Below are 618 nucleotides of genomic sequence, written 5' to 3'. Positions count from 1 at the left end.
GTTTCCGAATTAGTGTCAGACTACACCCTATATGAGCAAACGATGTTGATTGGTAAGGTTGATGGTAGCGGCCAATTGAGCTTTGACTGGAAAGTAGATGATACGAGTGTAATGGATGTCTCATTGTGGATAAATGGTGAAGAGCTTAGTGAATATAAGCCGGCTGAGGCTTATGGTCGTGAGACTATCGTGTTACCTGAAGATCAGGTCAATACTGTTGAGTGGCGCATGGCTAGGGGAGAACTTTGGCGTTCTACGAGTGAAAGTTCATTAGGGGATGAAGGCAAGACCTTGTATTTGAAGTCGGTTAATTTTACAGCAGATAACCCAGATGTAGCTGAGGATACAAGTCCTAGCAATTCAAAGTCTAGTGGTGGAGCATTCCACCCACTAGCGCTAGTGTTTTTGGCAGTGCTATTTTTCTTTCGTCGAAACGCTGCAGGTATATCGAAAACCTATCGTGCCATGAGTGTGGTGATTGTAATGCTCGTTGTTTCTTCAGGTTGGGCTCGCGCGGAAAATAGGATTATTGGTGGTGTTGACGCTGAGTTTAGGGATTACCCTTGGATGGTGTCATTACAAAATAAATATACTGGTGAGCACTTTTGTGGTGCAACC

Annotated in this window: 1 protein-coding gene; it reads left to right on the top strand. The window is 44.2% G+C overall.

The features are described 5' to 3' along the window. Positions 1-618, top strand: a 618-nt coding sequence (locus A3735_RS24160) for a GlyGly-CTERM sorting domain-containing protein (RefSeq protein WP_156499884.1), incomplete at both ends; no start/stop codon positions are given.

This window comes from Oleiphilus sp. HI0061, assembly GCF_001635675.1.
Note: the sequence above shows the minus strand (reverse complement) of the source record. Positions and strands in the feature narration are given on the sequence as shown.